22 protein-coding genes are annotated in these 25,059 nt (G+C 70.7%); 10 read left to right on the top strand and 12 right to left on the bottom strand.

All coding sequences use genetic code 11. From position 1 onward, the window contains the following. Positions 1–8 precede the first annotated feature (8 nt). Both HV824_RS07735 and HV824_RS07740 read right to left on the bottom strand, forming a co-directional pair. Positions 9–560: a sigma-70 family RNA polymerase sigma factor gene (locus HV824_RS07735; RefSeq protein WP_176417900.1), complete on the bottom strand. Its 552-nt coding sequence runs from the start codon at positions 558–560 to the stop codon at positions 9–11. Positions 561–750: 190 nt separating this feature from the next. Further along, the gene (locus HV824_RS07740) at positions 751–1,185 is read right to left on the bottom strand and encodes an arginine repressor (RefSeq protein ID WP_176422995.1); all 435 of its coding nucleotides are present in this window, start codon (positions 1,183–1,185) and stop codon (positions 751–753) included. A gap of 169 nt (positions 1,186–1,354) precedes the next feature. Between HV824_RS07740 and HV824_RS07745 the strand changes: the two genes are divergently transcribed. Genes HV824_RS07745 through argC form a run of 7 tightly spaced genes read left to right on the top strand, consistent with a single transcriptional unit; the run spans position 1,355 to position 9,081 of the window. Then, positions 1,355–2,362: an N-acetylornithine carbamoyltransferase gene (locus HV824_RS07745; RefSeq protein ID WP_176422996.1), complete on the top strand. Its 1,008-nt coding sequence runs from the start codon at positions 1,355–1,357 to the stop codon at positions 2,360–2,362. A gap of 43 nt (positions 2,363–2,405) precedes the next feature. Continuing rightward, a complete protein-coding gene (gene argB / locus HV824_RS07750) occupies positions 2,406–3,332 on the top strand; it encodes an acetylglutamate kinase (protein WP_176417903.1) in 927 nt (308 codons plus the stop codon). Next, on the top strand, positions 3,329–4,390 hold the full coding sequence (locus tag HV824_RS07755; RefSeq protein WP_176422997.1) for a M20/M25/M40 family metallo-hydrolase: 1,062 nt from the start codon (positions 3,329–3,331) through the stop codon (positions 4,388–4,390). Before argB ends, HV824_RS07755 begins: the two co-directional genes overlap by 4 nt. Beyond that, on the top strand, positions 4,383–5,732 hold the full coding sequence (gene argH, locus HV824_RS07760; RefSeq protein ID WP_176417905.1) for an argininosuccinate lyase: 1,350 nt from the start codon (positions 4,383–4,385) through the stop codon (positions 5,730–5,732). Before HV824_RS07755 ends, argH begins: the two co-directional genes overlap by 8 nt. A gap of 25 nt (positions 5,733–5,757) precedes the next feature. Then, positions 5,758–6,948, top strand: a complete 1,191-nt coding sequence (gene argG, locus HV824_RS07765; RefSeq protein WP_176417906.1) for an argininosuccinate synthase — start codon at positions 5,758–5,760, stop codon at positions 6,946–6,948. 7 nt (positions 6,949–6,955) lie between these two features. Then, on the top strand, positions 6,956–8,017 hold the full coding sequence (locus tag HV824_RS07770; RefSeq protein WP_176417907.1) for a hypothetical protein: 1,062 nt from the start codon (positions 6,956–6,958) through the stop codon (positions 8,015–8,017). Then, on the top strand, positions 8,014–9,081 hold the full coding sequence (gene argC, locus HV824_RS07775) for an N-acetyl-gamma-glutamyl-phosphate reductase (protein WP_176417908.1): 1,068 nt from the start codon (positions 8,014–8,016) through the stop codon (positions 9,079–9,081). The genes HV824_RS07770 and argC overlap by 4 nt, the downstream gene beginning before the upstream one ends. On the opposite strand, the gene HV824_RS07780 is transcribed toward argC, so the two are convergent. After that, positions 9,020–9,820, bottom strand: a complete 801-nt coding sequence (locus HV824_RS07780; RefSeq protein WP_176417909.1) for a TVP38/TMEM64 family protein — start codon at positions 9,818–9,820, stop codon at positions 9,020–9,022. The genes argC and HV824_RS07780 overlap by 62 nt on opposite strands. Before the next feature lie 175 nt (positions 9,821–9,995). Between HV824_RS07780 and HV824_RS07785 the strand changes: the two genes are divergently transcribed. Then, positions 9,996–11,600, top strand: coding sequence for a Na+/H+ antiporter (locus HV824_RS07785; RefSeq protein ID WP_176417910.1), 1,605 nt, complete (start codon positions 9,996–9,998; stop codon positions 11,598–11,600). Between the two features lie 13 nt (positions 11,601–11,613). Here the strand turns inward: HV824_RS07785 and HV824_RS07790 are convergent, their stop codons facing one another. Next, positions 11,614–13,197, bottom strand: coding sequence for a patatin-like phospholipase family protein (locus HV824_RS07790; RefSeq protein WP_255207844.1), 1,584 nt, complete (start codon positions 13,195–13,197; stop codon positions 11,614–11,616). Positions 13,198–13,388: 191 nt separating this feature from the next. On the opposite strand from HV824_RS07790, the gene HV824_RS07795 reads away from it, so the two are divergent. Further along, entirely contained in the window at positions 13,389–14,255 is an 867-nt protein-coding gene (locus HV824_RS07795; RefSeq protein WP_368738035.1) for a universal stress protein, read from the top strand. Between the two features lie 26 nt (positions 14,256–14,281). Here HV824_RS07795 and HV824_RS07800 read toward each other — a convergent pair whose 3' ends face one another. The 5 genes from HV824_RS07800 to HV824_RS07820 form a co-directional block, all read right to left on the bottom strand. Beyond that, positions 14,282–15,061 carry a hypothetical protein gene (locus HV824_RS07800; RefSeq protein WP_176422999.1) on the bottom strand — a complete coding sequence of 260 codons (780 nt, stop codon included), beginning with the start codon at positions 15,059–15,061 and terminating at the stop codon, positions 14,282–14,284. A gap of 21 nt (positions 15,062–15,082) precedes the next feature. Beyond that, on the bottom strand, positions 15,083–15,880 hold the full coding sequence (gene truA / locus HV824_RS07805) for a tRNA pseudouridine(38-40) synthase TruA (RefSeq protein ID WP_176417913.1): 798 nt from the start codon (positions 15,878–15,880) through the stop codon (positions 15,083–15,085). 3 nt (positions 15,881–15,883) lie between these two features. After that, on the bottom strand, positions 15,884–17,110 hold the full coding sequence (locus tag HV824_RS07810; RefSeq protein ID WP_176417914.1) for a serine/threonine-protein kinase: 1,227 nt from the start codon (positions 17,108–17,110) through the stop codon (positions 15,884–15,886). Positions 17,111–17,221: 111 nt separating this feature from the next. Next, the gene (locus HV824_RS07815; protein WP_176417915.1) at positions 17,222–18,208 is read right to left on the bottom strand and encodes a class I SAM-dependent rRNA methyltransferase; all 987 of its coding nucleotides are present in this window, start codon (positions 18,206–18,208) and stop codon (positions 17,222–17,224) included. Positions 18,209–18,216: 8 nt separating this feature from the next. Beyond that, positions 18,217–19,542 carry an amidohydrolase family protein gene (locus HV824_RS07820; protein ID WP_176417916.1) on the bottom strand — a complete coding sequence of 442 codons (1,326 nt, stop codon included), beginning with the start codon at positions 19,540–19,542 and terminating at the stop codon, positions 18,217–18,219. Positions 19,543–19,640: 98 nt separating this feature from the next. Here HV824_RS07820 and HV824_RS07825 point away from each other — a divergent pair, with 98 nt between their 5' ends. Beyond that, the gene (locus HV824_RS07825; RefSeq protein ID WP_368670937.1) at positions 19,641–20,789 is read left to right on the top strand and encodes a hypothetical protein; all 1,149 of its coding nucleotides are present in this window, start codon (positions 19,641–19,643) and stop codon (positions 20,787–20,789) included. Here the strand turns inward: HV824_RS07825 and HV824_RS07830 are convergent. The 3 genes from HV824_RS07830 to HV824_RS07840 form a co-directional block, all read right to left on the bottom strand. Next, positions 20,786–21,565 carry a MerR family transcriptional regulator gene (locus HV824_RS07830; protein ID WP_176417918.1) on the bottom strand — a complete coding sequence of 260 codons (780 nt, stop codon included), beginning with the start codon at positions 21,563–21,565 and terminating at the stop codon, positions 20,786–20,788. The two genes, HV824_RS07825 and HV824_RS07830, sit on opposite strands and share 4 nt — an antisense overlap. A 175-nt stretch (positions 21,566–21,740) precedes the next feature. Then, positions 21,741–21,998 (bottom strand): hypothetical protein, encoded by a 258-nt coding sequence (locus tag HV824_RS07835; protein WP_176411347.1) that lies wholly within the window; start codon positions 21,996–21,998, stop codon positions 21,741–21,743. A gap of 164 nt (positions 21,999–22,162) precedes the next feature. After that, on the bottom strand, positions 22,163–25,039 hold the full coding sequence (locus tag HV824_RS07840; RefSeq protein ID WP_176423000.1) for a fused MFS/spermidine synthase: 2,877 nt from the start codon (positions 25,037–25,039) through the stop codon (positions 22,163–22,165). Between the last annotated feature and the right edge of the window lie 20 nt (positions 25,040–25,059).

The raw sequence follows: 25,059 nt of genomic DNA on the forward strand, positions 1-25,059 counted from the left end.
GCGGGCCGTCAGTTGCCCAGCCGCGTCAGCAGCCACTCCCGGACGTAGGCCCAGTCGCGCTTCACGGTGACGGGCGACACGCCCAGCACCGCGGCGGTGTCCAGCAGGTCCAGCCCCACGAAGTAGCGCAGCTCCAGCATGCGCGCGAGCCGCGGCTGGAACGTGTCCAGCTCCGAGAGCGCCCGGTCCAGCTCCAGCACCTCCATGCTCAAGCCCGCTGGGACATCCGCCTCCACGTCCCCCAGGCTCACCCGCTCCAGCCGGGCCTCGCGGACCTGCGCCCGGCGCAGCCGCGCCCGGTCCACCATCACCCGCCGCATGGCCTGCGCCGCGGCGCTGAAGAAGTGACGGCGCGCCTCCAGCGGGGCCCCCGCGCTGAACAGACGCAGCCAGGCCTCCTTCACCAACACGGCGGGTTGCAGCGACGGCGTCGCGTCCGCATCGGACACGGCCCGCTGAGCCATGTCCCGCAGCTCCTGGTAGGCCGCCGCCATCAACGCATCCCGCGCGCCCTGCTCGCCCTTGCGCGCGTGGTCCAGTAGCTCTGTCAGCTCCGACATGCCCACATTCACCTCCAGGCCAGACGGGTCCGCCGCCCCCACAGAAACTACGCTCTCAACGAGAAAACTTGGAAAACTGGGGCAGATACCCCTCACGGCGCAACAATGTCCCCGACCGGAGGGGTTGGGAGACGACAGAGGCCTACAGCGTGAGGCGTTCACCCGCTGACGTCGGGCCGTGGCGCGCCCCTCACGGCCCCAGCGACAACAGCCGCTCCACCGCCGCGCGAACGTCGCGCAGCAGCGCCGGGTCCGTCACCGCGACGAAGATGGTGTCGTCCCCCGCCACCGTCCCCGCGAGCCCCGGCAGCTCCCGCTCCTTGTCCAACGCCAGCGCGAGCACCGGCGCGAACCCCGGCGACGTCCGAATCACCAGCAGGTTGGGCGGCGCCTCCAGGATGGTGACGCGGGGCCGCTCCGGCATCACCGCGGGCGGGGCCGGCGCGCGCTGATAGCGCCCACCCACCTTCAACACGCCCAGCTTCTTCAGCCGCCGCGACAGCGTTGACTGGCTCGGCGCCTGGCCCTCTGCGTCCAAAAGCTGCTGCAGCACGGCCTGATCGCCGATCTCCCGCTCGGCGATGAGCCGCAGGATGGCCTCGTCCAGATTCATTCCCACCAACATGCATCCCCGTGAATATTCATGCAAGAACATGCATGCGCTTGTTGCGAATAATACGCTTGCGCGGCGCGTCTTTCTGCATAATATCCGCCGCCTTTTCGCGGCAATGCACGCGTTTTCACGCATATTCATCAAGAATATGCAGGCAGCCGCTGCCGGGGAGGACAGGCCCATGAAGCACGTCACGCACATCAAGGATCTGGGGCCCGAGGGCGTGGAGGCGGTGCTCGCGCAGGCGGCCGCGTGGAAGCAGAAGGGCCCGGAGCACCCGCTCTTCGCCAACACGCTGCTGGGGATGGTGTTCTTCAACCCGTCGCTGCGCACGCGCACCTCGTTCGAGGCCGTCATGCTGCGTGGCGGTGGCAACGCCATCATCCTGGACGTGGGCGCTGGCGTCTGGAAGCTGGAGCACCGCGAAGGCGCGGTGATGAACGCGGACCGGGCCGAGCACCTCAAGGAGGCCGCGCCCGTCCTGTCGCGCTTCGTGGACGTGCTGGGCGTGCGCACCTTCTCGCAGGGTGGCGGTGACGAGGAGGACGAGCTGGACCCCGTCATCAACGCGTTCCGCAAGTGGTCCACCGTGCCGGTGGTGAGCATGGAGTCCGCGCGCGAGCACCCCTGCCAGGGCCTGGCGGACCTGCTGACGCTGCGCGAGACGTTCGGCGGCACGAAGAAGCTGCCGGTGACGCTGACGTGGGCGCCGCACATCAAGCCGCTGCCGAAGGCCGTGCCCAACTCCTTCCTGTTGAGCGCGGCGGCGGCGGGCTGTGAGATTCGCGTGGCCCACCCTCCCGGGTTCGACCTGCACCCGGCCGTCCGCGCCGAGGCGGAGGCGTATGCCAAGGCCACGGGCGGCAGCGTCACCTATACGCACGACCAGGACGAGGCCCTGGCCGGCAGCCGCGCCGTCTACGCCAAGTCGTGGGGCCCCACGGCCGCGGCGGCGTTTTCGCCCAATGACGTCAACGCGCTGCTCGCGTCCTACTCCGGTTGGATGCCCACCCGCCTGACGATGTCGCGCGCGCAAAAAGACGCGGCCTTCCTCCACTGCCTGCCCGTGCGCCGGAACGTGGAGGTGGCCGATGAGGTCCTGGACCATCCGAGCAGCCGCGTCGTGGACGAGGCCGGCAACCGCTACCACGTCCAGCGGGCGCTGCTGCACTGGCTGCGTTCGCGCTGAGCGGTCCCTCCGCATACTTCCTTTCCTGACTTCGAGGTCTCACGTGCCCCTTTCGCCCGACCCCTACTCCGCGCTTCGCAACGCGGCGAAGTACGTGCAGCAGTTCCGCCGCAAGACGTTCGTGGTGAAGCTCGGCGGCGCCATGCTGAGCGACCCGCGGCTGCGCCGCGCCGCCTGCGAGCAGATTGCCCTGCTGTGGACCTTCTCCATCCGCCCCGTCGTGGTGCACGGCGGCGGTCCGGAGCTGGACACGCTGTGTGACGCCCTCCACCTGCCGGTGGAGAAGGTGGCGGGCCGCCGCGTCACCTCCGCGCCCGTGCTGGACGCGGCGAAGATGGTGCTCGCGGGCAAGCTGCACACGGACCTGCTGGCGGACCTCCAGGCGGCGGGCGTGCCCGCGGTGGGCCTGAGCGGCGTGGACGCGGGCCTCATCAAGGCGCGCAAGCGCCCGCCCGTCATGGTGACGGAGGCCGGGGCCACCGAAGGCAGGCTGGTGGACTACGGCCTGGTGGGTGACATCGAGCAGGTGGACACCCGCGTGGTGGAGCACCTGCGCTCGGCCGACTACGTGCCCGTCATCGCGCCCCTCTCGGGTGGCGCTGACGGCGCCGTGTACAACACCAACGCGGACACCGTGGCCGCGGCGCTGGCGGTGGCGCTGTCCGCCGAGAAGCTCTTCTTCCTGGTCCAGGTGCCGGGCCTGCTGAGGAACGTGAGCGACCCGTCGTCGCTCGTCACGCTGGCCAACCTCACGGACCTGGGCACCATGGAGAGCACCGGCGCCATCGCGGGCGGCATGAAGCCCAAGGCGCACGCCATCCGCCACGCGCTCGTGGGCGGCGTGGGCAGCGTGCACCTGGTCAGCGGCGTGCAGCCCAACGCGCTCCTGGAGGAGGTCTTCACCAACGAGGGCAGCGGCACCATGGTCGTCCGGGAGAACGCCCAGAAGCCCGCGGGGTCGGTGGGATGACGGCGGCGGAGCTGCTCCAGGCGCTGGTGGCCATCCCCAGCGTGTCAGGTGACGAGGGCCGCATCGCGGACACCGTGTCCGGGTGGGCGGAGGGCTGGGGCGCGCGCGTCCAGCGGCAGGGCCACAACGTGTGGTTCTCCGTGGGGAGCGGGCCGCGCCGGCTGCTCGTCAACTCGCACCTGGACACGGTGAAGCCGTGCGCCGGGTGGACGTACGAGCCCCACGCGCCCGTGTGGCGCGAGGACCGCCTGTACGGCCTGGGCAGCAACGACGCCAAGGGCTGCGTGACGGGGATGCTGCTCGCCGCGAAGGCGCTGCTCGCCGAAGGCGCGCCCATGGGCGCGGAGGTCGTGTTCGCGTTCACCGCGGAGGAAGAGACGGGAGGCCAGGGACTGGGGACGCTGCTGCCAAGGCTGGGCCCGCTGGACGCCGCCATCGTCGGCGAGCCCACCAGCCTCAAGCCCTGCACCGCCCAGCGCGGCATGCTGTTGCTTCGCTGCACGGCGCACGGCAAGAGCGCGCACGTCGCGCACGCGCACGCCACGGAGGCCGTCAACGCCATCCACCTGGCGGCCACGGACATCGCGGTGCTGGCCGAGCTGCGCTTTCCGCCCCACCCGCTCCTGGGCGAGGCCCGGGCGCAGGTGACGCAGGTGTCGGGGGGCCTGGCGCGCAACCAGGTGCCGGACCGGTGTGAGTTCTTCGTGGACCTGCGCACCACGCCAGGCATGGAGCACGCGATGGTGGCCCGGCAGGTGGCGGGCGCGCTGAAGAGCGAGGTGAAGGTCCATTCGGAGCGCTACCTGCCGAAGGCGACACCAGCGGAGCAGCCCATCGTCCGCGCGGCGGTGGCCGCGTCGGGCGCGCAGCCGGTGGGCTCCAGCACGGCGTCGGACTGGGCCTTCCTGGGGGATATCCCCGCGGTGAAGGTGGGCCCTGGCGACACGCTGCGCAGCCACCTGGCGGACGAGTTCATCACCCGGGCGGAGCTGGAAGCCGGCGCCGCCTTCTACACGCGACTGGTTCGGGGTTACTTCGAGGAGGTGGCTCGTGGCTGACACGCTGTGGGGCAAGGGCCTTCCCCTGGACGCGGCCATCCACCGCTTCACGGTGGGCAACGACCCGGTGGTGGACCTGGCGCTGGCGCCGCATGACGCGCTCGGCTCGGCCGCGCACGCGCGGATGCTGGCGCGCGCGGGCCTGCTGAAGGACGCGGAGGCCGAGGCCCTGGTGACGGCGCTCAAGGCGCTGCACGACGAGGCCCGCGCGGGCGCGTTCGTCATCCGCCCCGAGCAGGAGGACGGCCACACCGCCCTGGAGGCGGCGCTGGTGGAGCGCGTGGGCGAGCCGGGCAAGCGCATCCACCTGGGGCGCTCTCGCAACGACCAGGTGCAACTGGCCCTGCGCCTGCTGCTGCGCGAGGAGGTGCTCACGCTGGGCGCGCGGGCGGCGGAGCTGGCGGGGGCCTTCCTGGACTTCGCGCAGGCGCACCAGGACGTGGCGCTGCCGGGCTACACGCACCTGCGCCGCGCCATGCCGTCCACCTTCGGCCTGTGGGGCATGGCCTTCGCGGAGGGGCTCCTGGAGGAGCTGGAGGCCCTGCGCGGCGTGTGGGCTCGGCTGGACCGCTGCCCGCTGGGCGCGGCGGCGGGCTTCGGCGTGCCGCTGCCCATCGACCGGGAGTACGTGGCCGCGCTGCTCGGTTTCTCGCGCGTGCAGCGCAGCCCCATCGACGTGCAGAACGGACGCGGCCGTCACGAGTCCGCGGTGCTGGGCTGGGCGTGCTCGGTGGCGGGCACGCTGGAGAAGTGGCTGTGGGATGTGCAGCTCTACAGCATGGACGAGTTCGGCTTCCTCGGGCTGCCGGACGCGTACACCACGGGCTCGTCCATCATGCCGCAGAAGAAGAATCCGGACGTGGTGGAGCTGGCCCGGGGCCGCTGCCGCGAGCTGCGCGGGCTGGCGCATCAGGTGGAGGCCGTCGCGGGCGGACTGCCCTCCAGCTACCACCGCGACTTCCAGCTGCTGAAGTCCCCCACCTTGACGGCGCTGGGCTCCACGAAGGAGCTGCTGGACGTGCTCACCCGGCTGGTGCCGGCGCTCCAGGTGAAGGCGGACGCGGCGGCGCGCGCCAGCGACGACACGCTGTACGCGGCGCACCACGCCTATGCGCTGGTGGCCCAGGGCCAGGCCTTCCGTGACGCCTACAAGCAGGTGGGCCGCGAACTGGTGGAAGGAACGTTCCATCCAGACCGCGGCGCCCTGACGGCCACCCACCTGGGTGGCGCCGGCAACCTGGGCCTGCCCCAGGCCCGGGAAGAGCTGGCCGCCTCGCGCGCCTGGCTCGATGAGACGCACCGCTCGGTGGCCGACGCCGCCGGGCGCGTCTGGACGGACTGAACGGCATCCCCGTGAGGAGCGAATCATGAGCAACAAGAAGAACGTGGTGCTGGCCTTCTCCGGCGGACTCGATACCGCTTTCTGCGCCGTCTACCTGCGCGAGCAGGGCTACGCCGTCACCACCGTCACGGTGGACACCGGCGGCTTCCCGCCCGAGCAGTTGGAGCGCATCGCCGCGCTGTCCAAGCAGCTGGGCGCGGTGGAGCACGTGACGGTGGACGCGCGCGAGACGCTCTTCCAGGGCTACCTGCGCTACCTCATCGCGGGCAACGTGCTGCGCGGCCAGGTCTACCCCCTGAGCGTGTCCGCGGAGCGGGCCTGCCAGGCGGTGGAAGTCGTCCGCGTGGCGCGCGAGAAGGGCACCCAGGCGCTGGCGCACGGCAGCACGGGCGCGGGCAATGACCAGGTGCGCTTCGACGTGGCCTTCCGCTCGCTGGCGCCGGAGCTGGAGCTGCTCACGCCCATCCGCACGCTGGCCCTGAGCCGGCAGCAGGAGCTGTCCTACCTGGCCGAGCGCGGCGTCCACCTGCCGCCGAAGCTGGGCGCCTACTCCGTCAACGAGGGCATGTGGGGCACCTCCGTGGGCGGCAGCGAGACGCTGGACTCCTGGAAGGCGCTGCCCGAGGAGGCCTTCCCCGGCGGCGAGCTGCCGCAGGACTTGAAGCCCCGTCCCCTCACGGTGTCCTTCGAGAAGGGCGTCCCGGTGGCGCTGGACGGCGAGAAGCTGGGCCCCGTGAAGCTGGTGGAGGCGCTCAACGCGCTGGGGCGCACCTACGGCATCGGCCGGGGCGTGCACCTGGGTGACACGATTCTGGGCATCAAGGGCCGCGTGGGCTTCGAGGCGCCGGCGGCGCACCTGCTCGTCACCGCGCACCGCGAGCTGGAGAAGCTGGTGCTCTCCGGCAAGCAGCTCTTCTGGAAGGAGTCGATGGGCAACCTCTACGGCTCGCTGCTGCACGAGGGCCACTTCTTCGACCCGCTGGTGAAGGACCTGGAGGCGTTCCTCACCTCGTCGCAGGAGCGCGTGACGGGTGAAGTGCGGCTGGTGCTGCACCCGCGCACGCAGGTGGTGGAGGGCGTGCGTTCGCCGCACTCGCTGATGGACGCGAAGGTGGCGACGTACGGAGAGGCCAACGTGTTGTGGAACGGCTCGGAAGCCGCGGGCTTCGCCAAGCTGTACGGCGTCGCGCAGATGCTCTCGCATCGCGCGAAGTGAGGGTGCCATGAAGGTTTTCGTCGACAAGGTAGGCAGCGTCACCCGCAACCTCGGCCTGGGCCGGACGGTCCACCTCGCGTCCGAGGTGAAGGCCGAGGAGGGCGCGGTGGTGGCCGTGCGCATCCACGGAGAGAAGAGCGCGTACAACCAGCTCGAGGACGTGCACGGGCGCCTGGTGACGCTGCACGCCGGGGACATCGTCGTGGGCGCGCTGGGCCACCGCAACGCGCTGCACGGCTACGAGGGCGTGGTGCCGGCGTCCGTCACCGTGGGCGAGCGGCTGCACGTGCTCAACATGGGCGGCGTCATCGGCAAGTGCACGTCGCACAACCACGGCGTGGGCCTGCCCTTCGAGGCGGAGGTGCTGGGCCAGGTGCTGGAGTTCCCGGAGCTGATGTCGCGCACCGGGCAGCCGGCGCACGTGTCCTCCGGCGCGCTGAAGGGCACGACGGCGCCGGTGAAGTGCCCCGTCGTCTACGTGGTGGGCACCTGCATGAACGCGGGCAAGACGTTCGCCGCGGCGGCCATGGTGCGCAAGCTGGCGCAGGCGGGCTTCCGCGTGGGCGGCGCCAAGCTGACGGGGGTGTCGCTGATGCGCGACACGCTGAGCATGCAGGACTCCGGCGCGGACGTGGTGATGGACTTCACGGACGCGGGCATCGTCTGCACGGGCCCCCGCACGGGCGCGCGCGTGGCGCGGGTGCTCTTCTCCGAGCTGGCGGCGGAGAACGTGGACGTCATCGTCGCGGAGACGGGCGACGGCATCATGGGTGAGTACGGCGTGCAGGGCATCCTCGCGGACCCGGAGCTCAAGAGCCTGGCGGGCGCGTGGGTGCTGTGCGCCAACGACCCGGTGGGCGCGTCCGGCGGCGTGCGCCACATGCGCGAGACGTACGGCATCGAAGTGGACGTGGTGGCCGGGCCGGCCACGGACAACGCGGTGGGCGTGCGCTTCGTGGAGCAGGTGGTGGGCATCCCCGCCCGCAACGCCCGCGCGGACGCGGCGGCGCTGGGCGGACTCATCCTGGAAAAGCTCGCCCCCAAGCTGGGCGCGGGGAGGAAGTCATGACGCAGGTCAACATCTACATCCTGGGTGCCTCCGGCTTCGGCGGCGGCGAGCTCTTGCGCATCCTCTCCGGCCACCCGGCGGTGGGCAGCATCCGCGCGGTGTCGCGGCACCACGCCGGCGAGCCCATCCACAAGGTCCACCCGCACCTGCGCGGGCTGGTGGAGGGCCGCTTCGAGGGCGAGCCCGACTGGAAGTGGCTGGCGGACTGCCAGCAGCCCGTCGTCTTCAGCGCGCTGGGCCACGGCGACCTGGCCCGGCAGTTCGCGGGCCTGGAGAAGCAGTGGGCGGAGGTCGGCATCGCCGAGCGCCTGCTGCTGGTGGACCTGTCCTCCGACTTCCGCCTGGACCACCCGGGCCGCTACGCGGGCGCCTACGGCCGGCCCCACCCGTCCCCCGAGCTGCTGGGCACCTTCACCTACGGCCTCACCGAGTGGAAGCGCGACGCGGTGAAGACGGCGAAGCGCATCGCCAACCCGGGCTGCTTCGCCACGGCGGTGCAGTTGGCGCTCCTGCCCATCGCCTCCACGCCGGGACTGGGGCTGCTCGCGGTGTCCGGCGTCACGGGCTCGTCCGGCTCCGGCTCGCTGCCCGGTGAGGGCACCCACCACCCGACGCGCGCGCACGACTTCCGCGCCTACAAGCCGCTGGAGCACCAGCACGAGGCCGAGGTGGAGGTCATGCTGGTGGCCCACGGCGCGCAGCGGCACCGGCTGGCCTTCGTGCCGCACTCGGCGCCCATGGTGCGCGGCATCTTCGCCACCGTGCAGTTCGAGTGGCCGGAGCACGGCGGCGCGGTGGTGACGGCGTCGCTGATGGAGAAGTACCGCCGCTACTACGAGGGCTCCAGGTTCGTGCGCATCGTGGAGGGCACGCCGCGCATCGCCGCGGTGGCCGGCAGCAACTTCTGCGACATCGCGGTGGCCACCAAGGGCCGCTCGGTGGCCGTCATGGCGGCGCTCGACAACCTGGTGAAGGGCATGGCCGGCCAGGCGGTGCAGAACTTCAACGTCGCGCTGGGGCTGCCGGAAGACACGGCGCTGCGCCAGGCCGCCTGCTACCCGTAGGGCGCGCGTCCCCCGGGCCTGGGCGCACGCGCCCGGGCTCGCCACTCGCGAGGGGCGCCTCCTTCGCGAGCAACTGCCGCATCAGCTTGCGTCCCAGGACGAGCCCCAGCAGCAGGCTCACCCCCATGCCGGTGGCGGACACGGCCGTCATCCACGTCTTCCCCTGCCCCAGCGAGCTGCCGAAGAGCGCCGTCAGCAGCGTCCCGGGGACGGTGCCCACCACGGCGCCCAGCGCCAGGGGGACGTAGCGGGCGCCTGACGCGGACGCCGTCGCCAGCATCACATCCGCCGGAATCACCGAGTTGACGCAGGCCAGGAAGCCCAGCTGGAAGCCGTGCTCGCGCGCCGCGCGCTGGAACAGCGGGTGCTTGTCCCCCGTCAGCCGCCGCATGGGCTTGCGGCCCAGCCCGCGCGCCAGGGAGTGGATGAGCCCCGTGGCCAGCAGCGTCCCGACGAGCGCATAGGCCGTGCCCGCGGCCATGCCGAAGAGGATGCCGCCCACCGCCGTGAAGAGCTGCCCAGGCAGCAGCGTCACCGGGCGCACCGCGAGGAGCAGGATGAAGGCCAGGGGCGCCAGCGCGCCCAGGGGCCGCAGCCAGCCCGACAGCGTCTGTTGATCCAGATACTGCGGCCCCAGCAGCCGCAGCCCCACGAGCAAGCCAACGGAGACGCAGAGCGGCCCGATGAGCTTGAGACCCGCGCTCAGCCGTCCTCCCTTGGAGCGGGGGTGCCTGGACATGGCTCAAAGCTGGGAAGCCCCACGCGGGAAGGCAAGAGCAGCCAGGCGGGGCGATGCCGCCTTGCATTCCGCCTCACCCTGGCGTTTCGCAATGCCTTCCCCGAGAGCGGCACCCGGCGCTGCTCAGCGCACCTGCGCTATGGTCCGGCGCTTCGATTCAAACAGGTAAGGGACCATGCACTTCGAGTTGGCCTTCGTACTGGTTTTCGCCGTCGCGACCGCCGTGGCCATCGCCGCGCGGTACTTCAAGTTCCCCTATACGGTGGCGCTCGTCGTCGCGGGTGTGCTGTTGGGTGCCTTCAAGGCGTTCGAGCCGCCGCACCTCACGAAGGATCTGCTCTTCGCCATCATCCTTCCAGGGCTGCTCTTCGAAGCGGCCTTCCACGTCGAGTTCCGGAAGTTCTGGAAGAACAAGCTGGCCATCCACGCCATGGCCATCCCCGGGCTCGTCGCCGCGGCTGGCCTCACGGCCTTCTTCCTCACCCGGGTGGTGGAGGGGCTGCACTTCGTGCAGGGCTTCGGGATGCTGTCCGCGCTGGTGTTCGCCTCCGTCATCGTGTCCACGGACCCCATCGCCGTGGTCGCGCTCTTCAAATCCCTGGGCGCGCCCAAGCGGCTGCTGCTCCTGGTGGAAGGTGAGAGCCTGCTGAACGACGGCGCGGCGGTCGTGCTCTTCACGCTCATCGTGGCGACGGCCACCGGCAGCCAGTTCACGATGGGCGGCGCCCTGTTCAACTTCATCAAGGTCTTCGGCATGGGCGTGCTCGTGGGCAGCGCGGTGGGCTACGCCGTCTCCCAGGTCATCAAGCGCGTGGACGACGCGATGGTGGAAATCACCCTCACCGTCATCGCGGCCTACGGCTCGTTCGTGGTGGCCGAGCACTTCCACTACTCGGGTGTGATTGCCACGGTGGTGGCCGGCATGCTGTGCGGCAACTGGGCGTCGCACCAGGGCATGAGCCCCGCCACCCGCATCGCGGTGGCGAGCTTCTGGGAGTACCTGGCCTTCGCGCTCAACTCCGTGGTGTTCCTCCTCATCGGCCTGGAGGTGCACCTCGGCTCGCTGCTGGCGTCGTGGAAGCCCATCCTCGTGGCCTACGTGGTGGTGCTGGTGGCCCGGGCGCTGGTCGTCTACGGCGTGTCCGCGCTGCTGCGCTTCACCTCGGAGCGGATTCCGTGGGCATGGAGCGCGGTGCTCACCTGGAGCGGCCTGCGCGGCGCCATCTCCATGGTGCTGGTGCTCGGTCTTCCGTCCGACTTTGCGCACCGCGAGCTGCTGGTGAACATGACGTTCGGCGTGGTGGTGCTCTCCATCGTCTTCCAGGGCCTCACCATGGCGCCGCTGCTGCGCAAGCTGCGCATCACCGGCCTCAAGGACGAGTTCCAGGAGCAGTACGAGCTGGCCCGAGGCCGCCTGGGCACCATCCACGCGGCGCTGGCCGCGCTGGAGGGCATGCGCCGCACCCGGGAGATTCCGGGAGACGTCGCGGCGCGATTGGAGAAGGACTACCAGGAGAAGGAGTCCATCGCGGAGAAGGAGCTGGCCGCGCTCAAGCAGCAGTCGACGCGCTTCCACGAAGAGGAGCACCAGGAGGCCATCCGCCGCGTCCTGATGGTGGAGAAGGCCTCGCTGCTCAAGGCCTACCAGTCCGCCACCATTGGCAAGGAGTCCTTCGAGCGGCTGACCGCGGAGCTGGATGACCGCATCGCCGCCGCGGACGCCGCCGAGAGCCACGTCCCGGCGGACGAGGGGGCTCCCGCGAGCGCCGCGAGCGCCTGATTCACCCGGGACCTCAGGCGGCCACGGGCTGCTGGACCTGGGGCTGGGCGCGCTCCTGGTTGAGCATCGCCCACTCCTGGCGCAGCCGTTCGTAGAGGGCGTTGAGCGGCTGGCCCGGGCCTTCGTATTGGCCGGCGTGGTGTTCGATGAGGTGGCGCAGCAGCACGTAGCAGAGGGTCGCCGCGCCCGCGGACTCCACGACGGTGAACTGGCTGTCGTCCGTGAACCAGAGCGTGGTGGGCATCTGGCAGGCCTGCGTGCCCAGGGCCACCAGGTGCGGGCCGGGCTTGAGCCAGGGGTGCTTCGCGAACAGGTGAGGCCGGTCCACCGTGAGCGCGGTGATGAGGTTGGACACGCGCCGGTCCTTGAAGCGGCTGTCCTGATACAGCTGGCTGAACACCAGCCCGCGCACGCGCTTCATGAACACCTGCGACGTCAGCGCCAACAGGGACGTGCCGCGCAGGACGAGCATCTGCGCGAACTCCAGCACCGTGAGCTGCTTGAACGAAGGCCAGACATCCAGGTCCATCTGCCGCTTGAGCAGCGCCATGACGTCGTTGAGCCGTCCCCGCGCCCAGACCAGCGACGTGGCGACCGCCGCGGTCAGCACGCCGGGGATGAGGTACAGGAAGGAGTCGCGAGGCGCCCACCTGCCCTGGCTGGCCGTCTCGAAGCCGCGCCACGCGAGGATGGCCGCGGAGGCCAGCGTCAACGCGAACAGCCCGTACGCCATCCACGAGACACCGTTCAGCGTCACCCAGCCGCGCTTCGTCGGGTTCTCCGGGACGTCGTACATCCGGGGGCTCTGCGTGCTCACGTCGGAGATGATGAGCGTGGGCGGGGATTCGGAGGCGGCGTACGCCAGCATCAGGCTGTCGATGCCCTGGTTGTCGTAGATGCCGCCATCCATCAGCGGCAGGCCGCCCTGGAACTTCGCTCCCAGCTCCTTCTCCGCCGAGTCGAGCGGGAAGTCCTGGGGCCAGTGGAACTGCTGGGGGAACACCAGCGGTTCAAAGCCGCCGGGGAAGCATGACGACGCGGCCGTGATGTCCGCCAGCCGGATGTGCTGGCCCACGGTGCGCGGCAGCCGGTAGGCGTTGTTGCCCAGCAACGCGCCGGGCTTGTCGCCGCGGCGGAAGCGGAAGTCCAGGCCGGTGTGGAACTCGGTGGTGTTGAAGATGGCTTCCCGCAGCTGCACGCGGTCCGAGTCCAGGATCTCTCCCAGCCGCCGGTCTCCCAGGAAGTCGGGCCGCGCGTAGAGGTCCGCGGCGGAGCGGATGAGGCTGGCCCAGGACTGGCTGCCGTGGTCGCGGTTCGACGTCAGCCCCGTCAGGGCCTCGGCGATGACGTTCGTCTGCTTCAGGTAGCGGGAGTAGCTGGCGTGGAACGCGTGGAATGGCTTGCCCTCCAGTTGGCTCGTCACCCACGCCATCCCCGTAAGGGTGCCTCCGGACACGGTGGACAGGCCGACCACATCAGGCAGCAGCCCCACCGTGTCCAGGAGCCGCAGGGCCCCCAGGTGGAAGGCCGCCGCGCGGTAGCCCCCACCCGACAAGGCCAAGGCAAGCGGTCCGAGCGAACCGGAGCTGGGAGGCATGGCTTCTTGACTCATGGGGCGTGTCTTTGAGCAACGCCCATGCCATGCGAGGTCACCTGGGCAACATCCTTGGAGGGGCCTCCACCGCCGCGTCCCTGGAGAACGCGGCGCGTTCCGTCGGCACGAGACAGCCTGCTAGATTCTCGCGGGTGAGACCACGAAAGCAGGCGTTCCCGCGGCGACTTCGCAGAGTGCTGCTCGCCACGGACTTCTCGGAGGCGAGCACCCACGCGGTGGGCAGGGCTGGACACCTGCCACTCGCGGACGGCGCGAAGGTGCTGGTGACACACGCCCTCCCCAGCCGCATGCCCGCGGAGCTGGGCACCCGCGCGCTCCAGGCCACCGCGCGCGAGCTGGAGCGGGTCGCCGAGCGGCTGCGCAAGGCGCTGCGTGCCGAGGGCCGCTCCGCCACCGTCGAGACACGCATCGCGCGAGGAAAGCCCGTGGAGGCCATCCTGCGGCGGGCCCGTGCCTTTGGCGCGGAGCTCATCGTCCTGGGCCGGCATGGCGACAAGCCGCTGCGCAACATGTTCCTGGGCTCCACTGCGGAGAACGTCATCCGCGGTGGCGATTTGCCCGTGCTCATCGTCAACCGCCGCGCCCCTGGGCCCTACCTCCGGCCCGTGGTGGCCGTGGACGCGGACGAGACGTCCAAGCGCGCGGCGAGCTTCGTTCCCTCGCTGATGACGCCCGGCTCCGAGCTGACGCTGGTGCACGCGTATGACGTGCCGCTGGAGTACGCGGTGTTCCCCGGGCTGACGACGAAGGAGCACAAGCACTACCAGCAGACGTTCAAGGCGTCCGCGGAGCGCAAGCTCAAGGCGTTGCAGCAGGAGCTCGACGCGGTCGACATCCCGTACCACCTGGTGATGGAGAACGGCGGCTCACGCTCCATCGTCCTCGAGTTCGTGGACGACCAGGGCGCGGACCTGCTGGCGCTGGGCACCCGGGCGCGCACCGGGGTGGCGTTCGCCTTGCTCGGCAGCGTCGCGACGGACCTCATTCGTGAGGCGAAGTGCGACGTGCTCGTCGTCCGCGAGGCCGAGTCCGGCGAGTAGCGTGAAGGCCCTCCGCCCGCGCGGACTCAGGCCGAGGGCGCCTTGTCCACCTTGATGTCGGACTCCGAAGCGCCAGTGGGCTGCGCCTGCGCGGCGCCTGTCCCCTCCGCCGTGATGGGCTCCGCGCCACCAGGGTCCTGCGCCTGCGATGCAGCGGCGTTCGCATCGCCGGCGGGCGGCTGAGCCGCCTCGGGAGGGACCGGCGCAGCGTGAGCCGCGCCCGTGAGCGCGTCTCCAGCCACGGCAGTGGACTGGGCTTCCCGCTGCTCCAGCCGCGCCCCGCCCTGCTCCGCCGCGCGGAGAAACTCGTCGTACTCGGACTTGCGCTCCTCTGCCTTGGCCTGGGTTTTCACCGACTGCTGTGCCGCGGCGCCCCGGCCCATCATCACCGCGCGCGCGCTGAGCACGACACCTCCGGCGAAGGCCGCCAGGCTGAACAGCGAGCCGACATCCCCGGCCCACAGCCCGTACACGCCACTCTGGATGAAGGCCATCGCGTTCAGGAAGACCGCGCCCGTGAGCGCCGCGCCGCCCGCCGTGGTCCACGGACGCAGCTCCATCACCCGCGCGGCGCCGTAGCACAGCACCGGCAACACCCCGAGCACCCACAGGTTCTCCAGCAGCACCGCCAGCGCCAACCGCAGCACGCCCACGGGCACCGCCTGGATGCGCACGCTCAGCCGGAGCGTCAACGCCACGCTCAGAATCGACCCCGCGATGAGCGCGATGAACCCCAGTCCCATGATGAACTGGAAGCGACGGACACGGACGCGCAGCGGTTCGAGGACACTCGTCTTGGAGCTCACGGGCAGGCAGCCTACTCCACTTCAGCCCTCATCCTCTTCCAAGTCGGCCGTTCCCCTCGACGTGCGGGCAGGCGGGCCGTCCCCGTAGAAGACCGCCTCCAGCACCAGCCCCTGGGGCGGAGCGGTGGGCCCGGCGCGCTTGCGCTCCTTGGAGGCCAACACCTCCGCCACCCAGGACTCGGGCCGCCGGCCCTTCCCCACCTCCACCAGCGTCCCCGCCAGGTTTCGCACCATGTGCTTCAGGAACGCGGTGCCCTCCACCACGAAGGACACGGCGTCCCCCGAAGCGCCCTCCACCGTCAGGCTCCGAAGCTCGCGCACCGCGTGCTTCGCCTGGCAGTCCGCGGCCCTGAAGGCGGAGAAGTCGTGCCGCCCCAGCAGGTGCGCGGCCGCCCGCCGCATGGCCTCCACATCCAACGGCGCGAAGACTTCCCAGTGCGTCATCCGCCGCAGGGGCGAGCGCGTGCGCCGGTTGCTCACGCGGTAGCGGTAGCGCTTGCCCCGGGACCAGCGGCGCGGGTCGAAGTCCTCGGCCACCTCCACCGCGTCCACCACGGCCACGTCGGGCGGCAGCAGGCCATTGAGCCCCATGACGTAGGCCTTCATCGGCAACACCCGGGGCGCGTCGAAGCAGGCCACCTGCCCGGAGGCATGCACGCCCGCATCCGTGCGCCCCGCCGACGCCACCGACACCCGCGCCCCCAACAGCCGCTCCAGTCCCGACTCCAGCACCGACTGGATGGAGGGCCCGTTGGGCTGCACCTGCCAGCCCACGTAGCGCGTCCCTTCGTATTCGAGCGTCAGCTTCAGCCGGGGCATGGGTCAGCGGTACTTGAGCCAGGACTCGAGCAGCTCGGCCACCATGCGGCCCGCGGGCACGTTGTTGCGGCGGGCCACCGCCTCCAGCGCCTCCGAGACGGCGGGGCTCAGCGGTACGGCCAGGGTGCGCGGCTCGGTGCGGTCATCTTGGGCCGGGGGCTCCGGGTCCGGAGCGGGCAGGGCCTTCGCGGTGTCGAGCGCGTCCGCCACCTCCGACAGCTCCAGGGCCTCCTCCGACGTGGGCGCGGCGGCGGCGCGCACGGCCAGGCGGCGCTGCTCGGCGGCCAGCTCCTCCTCGAAGAGCTGCTTGATGAAGTTGGACAGATGCAGCGCCGTGGGCGTGAAGTCGTAGGCGTCCAGGAAGGCGTCCAGGTCCTTCTGCATCTGCGCGGCCGTCTGGTAGCGCTTGTCCCGGTCGCGCTCCAGCGCCCGCATCAGGATGCTCTCCAGGCGCTCCGGCAGGTCCTCGCGGAAGTACGACGGTGCGTAGATCTTCCCGTCCGTGATGCTGCGCATCACCGCGGCCTCGGACTCGCCGGTGAAGAGCTTGAAGCCGGTGAGCCACTCGTAGAGCACCACGCCCAGGGAGAAGACGTCGCTGCGGCAGTCGAGCGGCTTGCCCAGACACTGCTCCGGGCTCATGTAGCTGAGCTTGCCTTTGATTTCGCCGTTGCGCGTCTGCTCCATCTGGTTGGCGGCCTTGGCGATGCCGAAGTCCAGAATCTTCACCGAGCCATCGAAGGCGACGACGATGTTCTCCGGTGACACGTCCCGGTGGACGATGTTGAGCGGGTTGCCGTACAGGTCCACCTTGGTGTGCGCGTGGTGCAGGCCCGCGCAGACGCACGAGGCAATCTTCACCGCGTACACCAGGGGGAAGGGAATCCCCAGCGCCTCCGCCTTGGGGACGACGCGGCGCATGTCCCGGCCGGACACGTACTCCATGGCGATGAAGTAGCTGTCGGCGATCTTTCCCAGGTCGTGAATCTGCACCACGTTGGGGTGATTGAGCTGCGCGGCGAGCCGGGCCTCGTTGAGGAACATCTTCACGAAGGCCGTGTGCTTGGACAGATGCGGGCGGATGCGCTTGATGACGACGGGGGACTCGCGGCCGTCATCCTGCTGCTGATGCGCGAGGAAGATTTCGGCCATGCCCCCCACGGCGATGCGGTCGATGAGGCGGTACTTTCCAAAGCGGCCGGTGTCGCGCTGCGGGGCGGCGGGAGGCATGGCCCGGCGAGCCTACCTGTGCCGAGCCGCGGAGTGGCAACAAACTTGGGCGGCGCACGCCCCGTCCAGCCCTTCCCTGATGGACCGCCGTCGTCGACGCTCGCACGCCTGCTACCGGACCTGAACCCGGTGCACCTTCAGCGCCGGTTCCTGTCCAGGCGGCGGAGGGAAATCCAACGCGGACGGCCCCAATGAGCCCAGCGCCTTCCCCTGCCGTCCCGCCTGGGAAACCCCTTCGAGCACCATGGCCTCGAAGCGGCGAGCAGGCAGCCCGGCGTGGTTGCAGCACGCCACCAACTGCCCGCCCGGACTCACCACGCGCGCGGCGGCCTCGGCCAGCCGAGCGTAGTCCCGCGCCGCGGAGAACCGGCCGCTGCGCGTCGTGGAGAACGACGGCGGATCCGAGATGACGATGTCGAAGGACTCCCCCTTCTTCGCCAGGCGCTTCAGCCAGTCGAACACGTCGCCGGCCACGTAGTCGTACCGGTCCACCGTCTGGCCATTGAGGCGCGCGTTCTCCTCGCCCCACTCCAGCACGCGCCGGCTCGCATCCAGGTTGAGCGCCCGCTTCGCGCCGCCCGCCATGGCCACGACGCCAAAGGCACAGGTGTATGAGAAGAGGTTGAGCACGGTGAGGCCCCGCGCCTGCGACAGCAGCCACGCCCGCGTGTCCCGCATGTCCAGGTACAGCCCCACCGACAGCCCCTGCGCCGGACGGATGAGAAACTTCAGTCCGTTTTCGAGCGCGGTGAAGGACTCCACCGCCGCGCCCCGGGCGGGGGCCTCGGGCGCGAGCGACTCCTTCGCCACGTTGGCCAGGACCCGCGCCTCCCGGGGACGACGCTTGAGGTAGAGGCTCCGCGGCGCCCAGGCGGCCACGGCCGCGTCGAGCAGCGTCTCCTCCTCCGCCGGCGTGAAGTCCCGATAGAGGCTGATGACGTACACGTCACCCAACACGTCCGCCGTCACCTCCGGCACGCCGTCCGCTTCGGCGTTCACCACGCGCCAGGCCGTGGTCCGCGCGTCGCCCAGCAGCGGCCCACGCCGGCCGCGCGAGGCGCGCAGCGTCTCCACCAGGGAAGAAGGCAATGCGCTCATGCCGCCGCTCAACTGCCCAGACGCGCGCGCGTCCAGACACGCTCCAGCGCCTGGGTCGCCGCGCGGGAAAGCGCCACGTAGTCAAACCCCAGCACCTGGCCCTCCCGCACGCAGACCCGGCCATTGACGATGGTCCACCCCACCGGTGAATGCGCCAACTGCCCTATCAGATAGGGCGAATAGCCCGTCTCCGGGTCCGCGGTGGGCACGACGTCATAGACGACGAGGTCCGCGATGCACCCCTCCTCCACATTCCCGGAGGGCAGGCCGAACAGCCGCGTGCACAGCTCCGCCGGGCCGTTGACCAGCAGGTGCGCCACCGCGCCATCCACGTCCGGCATCCGCCCCGAACGGGAGATGCGCAGCACGCCCACCAGCGCGGCGAGCAGCTCGTCCTGGAGGCTGCCGTGGCCCCCCGTGCCGAGCCCCAGCAGGTGGACCCGCGACAGCACCGCGTCCATGGGGTCCGCGCCCCGCTCCAGCGTGCGCACGCCCCGGGCCGCCAGCGCCACGAAGGCCCCGCTCTGCTCCAGCAGCTCCGCCTCCGCGCTGTCCAGCACGCGCGCATAACCCGCGATGGCCCGCGGCCCGAGCAGCCCCAGCGCATCCAGCCGCGGAACCACGCGCTTGCCGTGCTGCGAATAGGTGGAGGAGAGGTCGTCCTCGCTCTCCGCGAGGTGGAAGACGGTGGGCGCGTCCAGCACCCGGCTCAGCTCCGCGATGCGGCGCAGCAGCGCGTCATCACACGTGAATGACGCATGGAAGCCGAGCGCGCCCCGGACCAGCGGGTGGTCCCGCTGCGCGCGCGTGAAGTCCGCGTTGGCGTCCAGCCACGTCTGCGCCTGCGCCGCGCCGTCCAGCCCGTGGGTGGAGTGGCTCGTCACCAGCCGCAAGCCCACCGCCTCCGCGGCGCGAGCCTGGGCGGCGAGCCCGCCGGCCACGTCCTGGCAGGACAGGTGCTCCACCGCCAGGGTGACGCCGTGGCGCAGGGCCCGGGCCGCCGCGTAGCGGGTGAGGGCCTCCACGTCCTCGTTCGTGAGGAGGCGCGCCACGCTCCGGAGCCGGTCCAGGCGCTCGCGGGGAGGCAGCATCAGGAAGTGCCCCGTGGGCGGCAGCAGCTGGCCGTTGACGAGGTGCGTGTGGCAGTCCACCAGGCCCGGCGCCACCAGCCGGCCGTGACAGGCGACCTCCCAGTCCCCGGGCAGCACGGGCACCTGGGCGTCCGGAGCTACGCGGCGGATGGTGTTGCCTTCCACCACCACGGCCATGCCATGGCGGACGCGTCCGTCCGCCCTGAACACGGCACAGTTTTTCAGAAGCAGGCGGCCTTCCATGAAAGCCCTGTTCTACCACGGGCCCGGCGCGGCGCGAGCGGCGCGGCGGCCAGCGAGCATGTTAGGGTCCGTACGGTATGACGCCGCTGAGCCCCGCCGTGAACTCCCCGTCCCCCGTGACGGCTCCCTCGCAGCGAGGGGCGCTGGCCTTCCGAGGCTTGTGGCTCTTCTCGCCGCGGGCGGATGCCCTCATCGTCGCCCTGCCCCTGGCCCTGGCCCTGTGCACGGCGGCAGCCAACGTCTGGCTGGCCCCGGGCGCCGCGGAAGGCGCGCACCGCCTCTCAGCCTGGACGGCGCAGAACCTGCTCGGCAACGCCACCCACGTCATCCTCACGTTCCTGCTCTTCGCGGTGCACCGGGACGTGCTGACGTCCGCTCCGGGCCAGCCCCGGCAGGTGCTGGCGGGCTCGCTGGCCATGCTCGCGGTGGGCACGGTGCTCTTCTTCACCTTCTACGCGGAGCGCACGGCGCACACGTATGGCGTGGCGGTGATTTTCAACGTCTTCGGCACGCACCACACCCTGTCCCAGCACCGGGGCATCTGGTCCCTCCACGGGCTGCGCGCGAGCAAGGCGGGCCTGCCCGGCGCGTCGGCGCTGGAGCGCAAGCTGCAGCAGATGTACGTCCCGCTGCTGCTCACGCTGCTGCTGGTGCGCATCTTCTTCGTGCCGGAGGCCCCCGGTCCCGACGCGCCGGCGTACCTGGATGTGGGCCAGGGCCACGTGCTGCCGCACGGGGCGCTGGGGGTGCTGCTGGCGGTGTGGCTGGGCTACTTCATGCTGCTGTTCCGCGCCGTGCTGCGCGCGGAGGCCGTCAGCGGGCCCAAGGTGCTCTACCTCCTGGCCATGGCGACGGCGACCGGGCTGGTGCTGGTGGCGCCCACCTGGGGCTACGTCATGCTGCCCGGCATGCACGGCCTGGAGTACTACATGCTCACCGCGCGGATGCTGGAGCCGCGCGAGGGTGACGCGCCCCGGCTGCCGCGGAAGTTCATCGTCCCGGCGATGATTGCGTCCATGCTGCCCCTGCTGGCGCTGGGCGCGGTGCACGGCCTGCTCCAGCAAGGCGTGGTGCGCGGCGCGCTGGGCAGCAACATGGGCATGGCGGAGACGCACCCCCTGCTGCGCGTCATGACGTCCCTGGGCTTCGCGTGCGTGCTGGCGCACTACTTCGCGGACGCCCTCATCTATCGCTTCCGGATTCCCTCCATCCGCGCGGTGATGTTGAAGCGGCTGGGCTTCAGCTAGCCGCGGGGAGCAGCGGCGGCCGCCTGCCGCTCCGCGTTCGCCGCGAAGGCGTCCCGCAGGAACAGCGACAGGCCAGGGCGCACCTTGTCGATGTTCTCCATGAAGCGCGTGTCCGCCACGTACAGCTCCCCCAGGCCTCGGTGCATGGCGGGCGGGCACGCGTAGAACCACGTACCCAGGTAGCGCCGGTGCGCCTCGGCCAGGTCCATGGCCGCGGCTGACGCGGCGCTGGTGCCCGCCGCGAGCAGGTCCGCCAGCGACTGGAAGAGGGCGTCCCCCTCCTCCTTGATGCGCTTCCAGTCCTCCTTCTTGTAGCGCGCCGTCCTCCGGGCGGACTCCTTGTAGGCCTCCGTGTTCCCCCAGCGCTGCTTCGCCTCCTCCTCGTACTTCGAGGGGTCGAAGTCGCCGAAGGCCTCGAACATCGCGTCCTTGTCCACGTGCGTCCCCTTCTCCAGCGCGTCCAGCGCTGAGTCCACGGCATGCACCAGCGCGTCCAGACGGGCGGCCCGCTCCGTCAGGAGCCGCCGCTGCATCCGCAGCGCGGTGCGCAGGTCGAAGGTGGGGTCGCCCAGGATGCGGCGGATGTCCTCCAGCGGGAAGCCCAGCTCCTTGAAGAAGAGCACCTGCTGGAGCTTCTGGAGGTCCGCCCGCGAATAGAGCCGGTAGCCGGCCTCGCTGCGGTCCGAAGGACACAACAGGCCCAGCTCGTCGTAGTGGTGCAACGCGCGGATGCTGATTTTCGCCAGCCGGGCGACCTGGCTCACCGTCAGGGCCATCTCCACCTCGTGATGAGGAGGTGTAGGGCCTCACGTCGCGTGAGGGTCAACCCCCTGGGCGGGGGTGCTGCCACTTCCGGCCGGGCACCGGGCTGAAGACTCAGCCCTCGACCTCGGCCGCCCGAGAGGAGCCACCCGCACGAGGCAGGTTTGGCTCCCCCCGGAAGGACACGGCTCAGTACGCGTTGTTCTGGCCGAACGTCTTGATGGTCTTCTTCTCGAGGTTGCGCTGACGCTCGGTCGCCTCGGACTCGACGGCGGCGTTACCGGCCAGCGCGTCGGCGGAGGCGCCGAACAGCTTGCGGATGTTGTCGCCGAACAGGGTCACCACGCCGATGGCGGCGATCGCGATGAGGGCGACGATGATGATGTACTCGGTCATGCCCTGGCCACGAGCCTTGCGGAGCTGCTGCTTCTTCGAGATCGCCTTCATGGAACTCTCCGGGGATTGCAGTGGTGGAAAAGACACCCTGCTGCTTGGTTGATTCGTACCCTAGGGTAGATCCCACCTGCACCTCCATCCGTCATCGGGAGGATGCCAGGAATTCTCAGTGATTCCGGGCAATTGGCCCGATTTACTGATCCACGGCCCCCATTTCAGGGGCCCCCAGGGGCGGCGACGGGCGCCTGGGCGGTCCCTTCGCAGCTCGAACGGGGCAGCGCCTCGCACAGCGAGCGCAGCGCCCGGGCCAGGTGCTCGTCGTCCGGGTGCCGGGCCGCGACCTCGCGCCCCAGGGCCACGGTGTCGTGCAGGGCACCGACAGGCGTCCACATCGTACGCGAGGCCCAGGTCCGCGCCGTGACGAGCCGCAGGTACGCCGTCACCAGCGCGGGCTCGCGGCCACCCCGCGCCACCTCGGGCTCCAGGAGCGAGGCGGCCAGCGTCACGTCCTGCTGGGCCAGCGCCGCCTTGCCTAGGGCCAGGGCGGACTCGGGGCTGTCGGGGGCCAGCCGCCGCCACTGGGCGGCCGCGCCGCGCACCATGGGGTCATTGGGCGCGTGGTAGCGCTCGATGTTCCGGTACAGCCCGGCGGCCTGCTCCGCGGTGGGGGGGTGCTGCTGGACGTAGTCGTGCAGGAAGAGGCGGTCCGCCCCTTCCGGCGCGCGCCGCTCGTCCCGCACCCGCACGTCCAGGTTCGACACGAAGAAGGCGATGGGCGACGCGTACTCCAGCAGGTTGTGGTCATCCGTGTTGATGGGACCCTCACCGGCGAACTCGAGCTGGCCGGCCTCGCTGTGCACCTGCTTGGACAGCAGCGCGAACACGTCGTTGATGCCCACGCGGGCCAGGTCCTTGCGCACCTCCGGATGCCCCATGCGCTCGGCCAGGCGCGCCGCGTCGAAGGCCAGGGGCTTGCGGCTGGCCACCATCACCAGGTCATGCGGCCCCAGCCAGGTGGTGGCGTGCGGGAAGGTGTCGCGCAGGGTGCGGACCACCAGCTTGATGAGGTCCTCGTTGCTCTCGTAGGTGTGAATCCACTGCACCAGCACGCCGTCGTCCGCCAGGTGCCGGTCCACCGTCTGGAAGAAGTCCCGCGTGAAGAGGCCGGACACGCCCGCCACCCACGGGTTGGAGGGCACGCTCACCACCAGGTCGTACTTGCGCGGAGACAGCGCCATGAACGTCTTGGCGTCGTCCACGTGCACGTGCGTGCGAGGGTCGTCCACCGCGTTGCGGTTGTCCGCCTTGAACAGGCGCGCCGCGTCGATGACGGCCGGGGCAATCTCCACCATGTCCAGGTGCTCCACGGGGTGCGCCAGCACGCTGCCCGCGGTGATGGCCGCGCCAGCGCCCACCAGCAGCACCGTCTTCGGCTCGCGTGGATGCAGGAGCGCGCCCAGGTGGCCGGCCACGACCTGCGTCTCCGCGTCCCCGCCGTTGGACGCATCAATCTTCCCGTTGAGCTTCATGAACCGCAGGTTCTCCACGGGCGCGTCCGCCACCATCACCGTGGCGAAGGTGTCGTCCTGGTAGAAGATGGGGCGGATGATGGCCTCCGTGTCCGCCACCAGCTTCGCGTAGCTCTCCGGCGGCTTCTCATGGGAGCGGATGGAGGCGATGCCCGACAGCCGCACCGCCCAGCCGCTCATCCCGCCCAGCACCACCAGCGCCAGCACCGCCGTGGCGGCCACCGGCCACAAGGCGCGCGCCGGCTGCGCGGGACGGCCCGGAGCCGCGTGGAAGGCCAGCCCCGCGCCAACCAGGTTGGCCGCCACGCCCGCGATGAAGTTGCCCTCCATGCCCCACCACGGCATCAGCACCAGCACGCCCAGCGCCGAACCGGTAATCGTGCCCACCGTGTTCCACAGGTAGACGCCGCCCAGCTGGCGCCCCACCTCGGACACCTTGGCCGTGGCCACGCGCGCCGCCGCTGGGAAGGCCGCGCCCATGAAGAAGGTGGGCACCAGCAGCACCAGGCAGCAGAAGCTGAAGGTCAGCACCTGGAACAGCGGCCAGGTGTCCAGCGAGCGCGTCATCATCCACTGCGCCTTGCGGAACAGGTGCGGCAGCCGGACGTAGAGCGGCAGCGCCACGCAGATGCTGGCCACCAGCGCGACCTGGAGCCGGCCGAACAGGCGCAGCGAGTCCACCTGTCCCTTGCGCGTCATCAGCCAGAAGCTGCCCAGGCCGATGCCCATGATGAACGCGGTGAGGATGAGCGTGAAGGCGTAGGTGGACGCGCCCAGGACGATGGACAGCAGGCGGATCCACGTCACCTGGTACAGCATGGAGGTGAAGCCCGACAGCAGCACGCCGATGAGCGCCGCCCGCACCGCCACGCGCGGATAGGACACCTCCGCCTCGCCCGCTTCCGGGGGAGGTGTCTGTCCCGGCATCAGCGCGGGTGGGAAGCGCCGGGCCAGCGCCAACGCGGCCAGCGCCAGCAGGATGTTGAGCCCCGCGGCCAGCCCCGCCGACGAGGACAGGCCGATGGCGGGCACCAGCTTCGTCCCGGCGATGAACACGCCCACCGCCGCGCCCAGGCTGTTGACGGCGTACAGCCGCGCCAGCTCGTAGCGCACCCCCGACAGGCTGGAGGCGAAGTGCCGCACCAGGGCCGGCAGCGTGCCGCCCATCAGCAGCGTGGGAATCAGCAGCGACGTGGCGGAGACCACCAGCCGGGGCCCCAGCCGCCAGCCCTCCGGCACGGACGGGGCCACGCTCAGCCACAGCGCCCCCAGCACGTCGAGCACATACGGGAAGGCGAGCGCGTACAACCCCACGCCCAGCTCCAGCAGGCCGTACAGGGCCAGGGGGTTCCTGGCCCGGTCGGCTGTCCGCCCGAAGACAAATGCCCCCAGCGCCTGCCCGCCCATGAACGTGGCGAGCACCACGGCATGCGCCTGGCCGCTGTTCCCCAGGACATTCCCGAGGTACTTGGACCAGACGAGTTCGTAGACGAGCGCAGTGCCCCCGGACATGAAGAGGAGGCAGGCCACAAGGTTCTTAGGAAAACGCGCCGTAGATGACATGGGGACAGCGCGGAACCTTA

This window comes from Myxococcus sp. AM009, assembly GCF_013372605.1.
Taxonomy (GTDB): domain Bacteria; phylum Myxococcota; class Myxococcia; order Myxococcales; family Myxococcaceae; genus Myxococcus; species Myxococcus vastator.